A 6,237-nucleotide genomic window follows, 5' to 3' on the forward strand; every position below is an offset into this window, starting at 1 on the left:
ATTAAAGGACTCGCTGTCGCTCGATTTGTTTGTTGGTGCAAATTCATCTCGCCACTAAAAGGCACGTCCGCCGTTACCTTCGGTAACTCTACTCGGACTCGCTTTATAGTGGGAGTCTTCTTTGCACATTTTAAGATAATGATCACATTTTGCCCAGAGAGTGGAGCGATCGGGTCTTCCCCTCGTAGCATAGAAAATGCTGATCCCTCTCTCCTCTGTGCCATGGTTGTTCCTGCTGATTCCGCCCACCGTGCCGCCCAACTCCGCCAAGAACTCCAGCGGGCCGGCTATGCCTACTATGTCCTTGATGACCCCATCCTGCCGGATTCCGTCTATGACTCCCTCTATCGGGAACTGCAAGACCTCGAACAGCAATACCCGGAACTGATCACCCCGGATAGCCCGACTCAGCGCGTTGGCGATCGCCCCGCCCAGCAATTCCCCTCCGTCCGCCACCATATCCCCCTCTACAGCCTTGAAAATGCCTTTAATCTCGGCGAGTTGCAGCAATGGCAAGACCGCTGGCAACGGCACGCCGCCACGGTTCCGGCGTTTGAATATGTGTGTGAATTAAAAATTGATGGGTCTGCGATCGCCCTCACCTACGAAAACGGCCTCCTCACTCGTGGCGTAACCCGTGGCGACGGCATCAGCGGCGAAGACATCACCCCCAACGTCCGCACGATCCGCTCAATTCCCCTCAAGCTCAACCACCCCAACCCCCCCGCCCGCGTCGAAATTCGGGGCGAAGCCTTCTTACCCCTAGGGGAATTTGAGCGGATTAACGCCGAACGCGCCGCCGCTGATGAAGCCCTCTTTGCCAACCCCCGCAACGCCGCCGCCGGAACCCTGCGCCAACTCGATCCCCAAGTGGTGGATCAGCGTCGCCTCGACTTTTTCGCCTACACCCTCCATATTCCCTCCGATCCAACACTGCACCCCCAAACCCAATGGGATGCCCTCGAACTGTTGCAGGCTATGGGGTTACGGGTCAATCCCAATCGGCAACGATGTGAGGATTTAGCGGCGGTGTGGGCCTATTTTGACCAGTGGGAAACGGCGCGGCGCGATCTGCCCTACATGACCGATGGCGTGGTGGTGAAGTTGAACCCCGTGCCGCTGCAAACCCAATTGGGCTTTACCCAAAAATTTCCTCGCTGGGCGATCGCCCTCAAATATCCCGCCGAAGAAGTGGCCACCCGTGTGAGCGCGATCGCCGTCAATGTGGGGCGCACCGGAGCCGTAACCCCGATGGCGATTATGGAGCCGGTACAGGTGGCGGGCACAACGGTGCAGCGGGCGACGCTGCACAATGCCGATCGCGTTGCGGAATTGGATATTCGCGTCGGGGATACGGTGATTATTCGCAAAGCCGGGGAAATTATCCCGGAGGTGGTGCGAGTCTTGGCGGAACTGCGCCCACCCCAAACGGCCCGCTTTCAAATGCCCACCACTTGCCCGGAATGTGCGACCCCCCTCGTTCGTCCGGCGGATGAAGCCGTGACCCGGTGCGTGAATCGCTCCTGTCCGGCGATCGTGCGGGGGGCGCTGGAACATTGGGCCAGCCGGGATGCGCTGGATATTCAGGGCTTGGGGGAAAAGTGGGTGGCGCAGTTGGTGGCGGCGGCGTTGGTGCGATCGCTCGCTGATCTCTACACCCTCACGCCCGATCAACTCCTCACCCTGGAACGGATGGGGACAAAATCCGCGCAAAATTTAGTGAATGCGATCGCCGCTTCCAAAGCCCAGCCCTTCGCCCGTGTCCTCTACGGTTTGGGAATTCGTCATGTGGGCAAGGTCAACGCCGAACTCCTCACCCAAACCTTCCCCACCGTGGCACAGTTGGCCGAGGCACGAGTCAGCGACCTAGAAGCCGTCTACGGCATTGGCGCAGAAATTGCCGAATCCGTGTATCACTGGTTTCAAGACCCAGGCAATCAAACCCTGATCGCCGACCTCCAAGCCGCTGGGCTTTGTTTTGAGAGCGATCCTAACCCGGTGGCAACAGAACAGCCGGTGAATGATGCGATCGCAGGACAATCCTTTGTGATTACCGGTACGCTGCCCACCCTCAGCCGCCAAGAAGCCACCGACCTGATTAAACAGGCCGGCGGCAAAGTCGTGAGTTCAGTTAGTTCAAAAACAAAGTACCTAGTGGCGGGAAAGAAAGCCGGTTCTAAACTGGCGAAGGCGCAGGAACTCGGTATCCAAACCCTCAATGAAGAACAGCTTCGTCAACTCCTTCGGTTAGGCTCCTAACGTGAAGATGCAGTCCCAATCATCCCAAACGAACCGTTCTAGGCTTCGTCGCGGCGGACTTTGAGCGCACCCAGAGCCGCAACACCCAAGAGACCTAACAAGGTAGCAGGTTCGGGAACCGGGTTCGGCCCAGGAACCGGGTCGCCGGTCAAACCACGGACTGCGAAGACAGCATCGTTAAAGTCACGGTCAGATTTGCCGGATTCTTTCGTACCAAACAAATCTTCAACACCGATCAGCGTCCAATATTCAGCGGTGGCTTCATCGTAGTAGGAACGGGCGATGAAGTGCTGGAGACCATCGGGGTTTTCATCCGCTTTCGTGCCGAAGGTGTAGCGGGAGTTGCCCGTTTTCGCGTTGTACTGCTTCAGGTAGAAGTCGAGTTGGGTGTCACCGGTAAAGGTACCGAGGCTGACACCATCACCCAAGCTCAAAGCACCGTCTGCTTCGGCGATGATACTTTCAGACGAAGAGACATCACTGAAAATGGTTTGTTTTTCGCCACCGTTGACGGAGTAAGACAGGATGTTGCGCAAGCTTGCGCCTTCGTTGATGAAGTAGACTTCGAGGGGTTGAGCGCCATCGAGCCAGCGCAGGGTTTCGGGGTCAAGGTCAATTAATTTCGCGGCGCTGTCTTTGATTTCTAAGCGCTCGGAGTTGACCATGCTGTTGAAGAGATTAAAGAGGTCTTCGTTGCTGTCGCGTAGGTTCATGGCTTGGGCGTTAGCTGCGCCAGCGGAGAATAAAGCGGTAGCAGCGGCAAGGGTCAAACTGAGGGTTTTAATGGTGAAGGATTTCATAGGACTTTTGGGACTCACTTAATACATCTGTTAACAGTCTAGGAGAAAAATCAGGGGGTGGGAAGATTAAAAATGAGGTTTTACATAAACTTGTTTTTTGTTGGGGGGAGTTTAAAGCTGCTGTAAATCCTGAGGCTGTGAAATGCAATGGTTTTGGAGTAGACTGTGCTGTCTTGATCTTAGTTTAGCATGAATCCGTGACTCATGAAAGCTATGTTGGTCAAGGCTTGGGCTTATTCTCTTTGGAATGAAAAATGAGTGTTTCTACGTGGTTGATATCCTATGATTCCTAATAAAATACGTGATTATACTGAGAGACTTTGAAACGCATAAAAACACATGATTTTAGCTGTTTTTGATCTGGATCACACCTTAACGAAACGGGAATCACTTCTGCTATTTTTTCGCGTTGTGCGGGGGTGGCCACGCTTTGTGGGGGGGCTGGTGCGGTTGATGCCTGCGATCGCTCGCTACACATTCAAGCAGATTGACAACCAACAACTAAAGCAGGCATTTTGTCAGGAATATCTGGGGCAATGGGCAGAGTCTACGGTGACAGCATGGGGGGAACGGTTTACGGATCGATACCTATGGGGGATGCTGCGACCCGCAGCCGTGGAGCGACTCCGCTGGCATCAAGCCCAGGGACACCGAACGTTAATCGTCAGTGCTTCACCGGAACTGTATCTGCGGCCCTTGGCGCAACGGTTGGGGGTGGATGGGGTGTTGGGGACGCGCTTGGTGACGGGGGCGGGGCGGTTGACGGGGGAGATTGACGGGGCAAATTGTTACGGGCCCGAAAAGGTGCGGCGGCTGCGGGAATGGTTGGGGGAGTTGGAGCCTGACGAAATCTATGCCTATGGCGATAGTCGGGGCGATCACGAATTGTTAGCGATCGCCACTCACCCCTATTACCGCTGTTTTGGCCCGTGAGCGATCGCGCCTCTACACCCTAGACAGCGTTGATCAAAAAGAGCTTGGCCATCTGCCAAGCTCTTTGTAAAGGAATGATGAAGAGACGGACGAGAGGCGCGATCGTTTTAACGAGCGGTGGCGGCGGTGGCGGCGGTGTCCCCTTGGGGGGCGGCCTTGAGTTGGATTAATTCGATTTTGTAGCCGGTGGGGTCTTCCACAAAGGCGATCACCGTGGTTCCGTGTTTCATCGGGCCCGGTTCCCGGACAACATTGCCGCCTTGGGCTTTGATTTGCTCACAGGTGCTGTAGATGTCCTCAACCCCTAGGGCGATGTGGCCGTAGCCGTCGCCGATGTCGTAGTGGTCTGTGCCCCAGTTGTAGGTGAGTTCAATCACGGTATTGTCGGATTCGTCCCCGTAGCCCACAAACGCCAGGGTAAACTCACCGCCGGGATAGTCTTTTTTGCGAAGGAGCTTCATGCCTAAAACATCGCAGTAGAAGGCGAGGGATTCGTCAAGATTGCCAACACGAAGCATGGTGTGGAGCATGCGCATAGAGAATTCTCCTAGAGTGTTTGAGGGTTTTACCGGTTCTGTTGTTAGGGTAGCGAATTTAAAACTGGGGTTCAGCCGGGGCGATCGCACTCGCATTCAGCCGCTCTTGTTCCCGTGCTGCGATGAATCGAGCTTCGGCAGCCTCGGCAGCGGCCTGATCGAGAATCTCCCAGAGGGTATGAAGGAGGGGATCGAGACCCGCTTGGGACACGGCGGAAATATTGAAAATCGGGGCGGTGGTCACTTTCGCAAATTCAGCGCGGATGAAGTCGCTCATCTCTGCGTCCATGGCATCAATTTTGTTCAAGGCGAGGAGTTGGGGGCGATCGCACAATCCCCGGCCATAGGCCTTCAGTTCATCCTGAATCGTGTGATAGTCCGCCACCGGATCAGGAGCCGTCACATCGACCAAATGCACCAACACCCGCGTCCGCTCAATATGGCGCAAAAAATCATGACCCAACCCAACCCCCGCATGGGCCCCCGCAATTAACCCCGGAATATCCGCAAACACCGTACCATCCCCCGTCGGACGACGCACCACCCCCAAATTCGGAACCAAGGTGGTGAAAGGATAATCGGCAATTTTCGGACGAGCGGAAGACAGGGACGCGATCAGGGTGGATTTTCCGGCATTGGGGAGACCGATTAAGCCCACTTCGGCCAATAATTTCAATTCCAACCGGAGGCGGCATTGTTCCCCTTCGCGGCCCGGCAAGGCGAGTTCAGGGGCGCGATTGCTATTGGTGAGAAAGCAATGGTTACCCAAGCCCCCCTTGCCCCCGGCCGCCACCCGGAGCCGTTGCCCATCATCCACCAAATCCCCGATCAGCGTGGTTTCCTCGGTTTCGGGGTCAATGGTGTAGATCATCGTGCCACACGGTACTTGGATGATCAGGTCATCCCCAGAGGCTCCGGTGCGTTTGTTGGGGCCGCCCCGCTTGCCACTGTCGGCTTTGAAGAGGCGCAAATATTTAAAATCCAGCAGAGTTTGTAAATTTACCGCTGCTTCGAGATAGACAGAACCGCCCCGCCCGCCATTGCCGCCCGCCGGGCCGCCCGCAGGCACGTATTTTTCGCGACGAAAGGCAACGATCCCATCACCTCCGTCTCCGGCTTGGATTTCAATTTCGGCGTAGTCAATGAATTGCATGGATTTTTGGCGCTTGGCTGAGGCGGGGGTGTTGATCGTATCCCTTTATCTTAATGTGCAAAGAAGACTCCCACTATAAAGCGAGTCCGAGTAGAGTTACCGAAGGTAACGGCGAACGTGCCTTTTAGTGGCGAGATGAATTTGCACCAACAAACAAATCGAGCGACAGCGAGTCCTTTAATTGAATTTTTGCCATTTTGTATGATAGTTTGATATATTCTTCTTGGGGAGGATTAAAACTTAAAATACAGTCGGTAGCTGAAAAGTTTGGCTGTATCGTTTTAGCAGTTAACCCTAAATATACATCCCAAACTTGCTCGCATTGTAGTCATGTTGACTCCGCTAGTCGGAACAAAGAAAAGTTTGTTTGCACTCATTGCGGATTCATGGCAGATGCAGACAATCAGGCAAGTGTCAATATTGGCATGAAAGGACTTGAACTCCTTGGAATTAGTCCGTCCAAGCTACTGGTGGATAATCAGAAAGTTACGGCTAAATCTGAATTAACAGATTTGAGAAATCAGGATAAATCAATGGCGTTAGTCGTTGAGCCTAG

At 54.5% G+C, this 6,237-nt stretch carries 7 protein-coding genes; 3 read left to right on the forward strand and 4 right to left on the reverse strand.

The genetic code is table 11. The features are described 5' to 3' along the window. On the reverse strand, nt 1–191 hold a 191-nt coding region (locus PN477_RS14025; RefSeq protein ID WP_272121567.1), incomplete at its 3' end, for a hypothetical protein. A gap of 31 nt (nt 192–222) precedes the next feature. Between PN477_RS14025 and ligA the strand changes: the two genes are divergently transcribed. Further along, complete coding sequence (ligA, locus tag PN477_RS14030; RefSeq protein ID WP_272121566.1) at nt 223–2,259, forward strand: NAD-dependent DNA ligase LigA; 2,037 nt, start codon at nt 223–225, stop codon at nt 2,257–2,259. Between the two features lie 38 nt (nt 2,260–2,297). Here ligA and PN477_RS14035 read toward each other — a convergent pair whose 3' ends face one another. After that, complete coding sequence (locus PN477_RS14035) at nt 2,298–3,059, reverse strand: DUF4114 domain-containing protein (RefSeq protein ID WP_272121564.1); 762 nt, start codon at nt 3,057–3,059, stop codon at nt 2,298–2,300. Between the two features lie 339 nt (nt 3,060–3,398). Between PN477_RS14035 and PN477_RS14040 the strand changes: the two genes are divergently transcribed. Next, a complete protein-coding gene (locus tag PN477_RS14040; RefSeq protein WP_272121562.1) occupies nt 3,399–3,992 on the forward strand; it encodes an HAD-IB family hydrolase in 594 nt (197 codons plus the stop codon). 107 nt (nt 3,993–4,099) lie between these two features. On the opposite strand, the gene gloA is transcribed toward PN477_RS14040, so the two are convergent. Further along, on the reverse strand, nt 4,100–4,528 hold the full coding sequence (gene gloA / locus PN477_RS14045; protein WP_272121560.1) for a lactoylglutathione lyase: 429 nt from the start codon (nt 4,526–4,528) through the stop codon (nt 4,100–4,102). Nucleotides 4,529–4,586: 58 nt separating this feature from the next. Then, nucleotides 4,587–5,681 carry a GTPase ObgE gene (obgE, locus tag PN477_RS14050; protein WP_272121559.1) on the reverse strand — a complete coding sequence of 365 codons (1,095 nt, stop codon included), beginning with the start codon at nt 5,679–5,681 and terminating at the stop codon, nt 4,587–4,589. A gap of 209 nt (nt 5,682–5,890) precedes the next feature. On the opposite strand from obgE, the gene PN477_RS20905 reads away from it, so the two are divergent. After that, a partial coding sequence (locus PN477_RS20905; protein WP_417158822.1) for a zinc ribbon domain-containing protein occupies nt 5,891–6,237 on the forward strand: 347 nt, incomplete at its 3' end.

This window comes from Spirulina subsalsa CS-330 (assembly GCF_028330765.1).
GTDB lineage: Bacteria > Cyanobacteriota > Cyanobacteriia > Cyanobacteriales > Spirulinaceae > Spirulina > Spirulina subsalsa_A.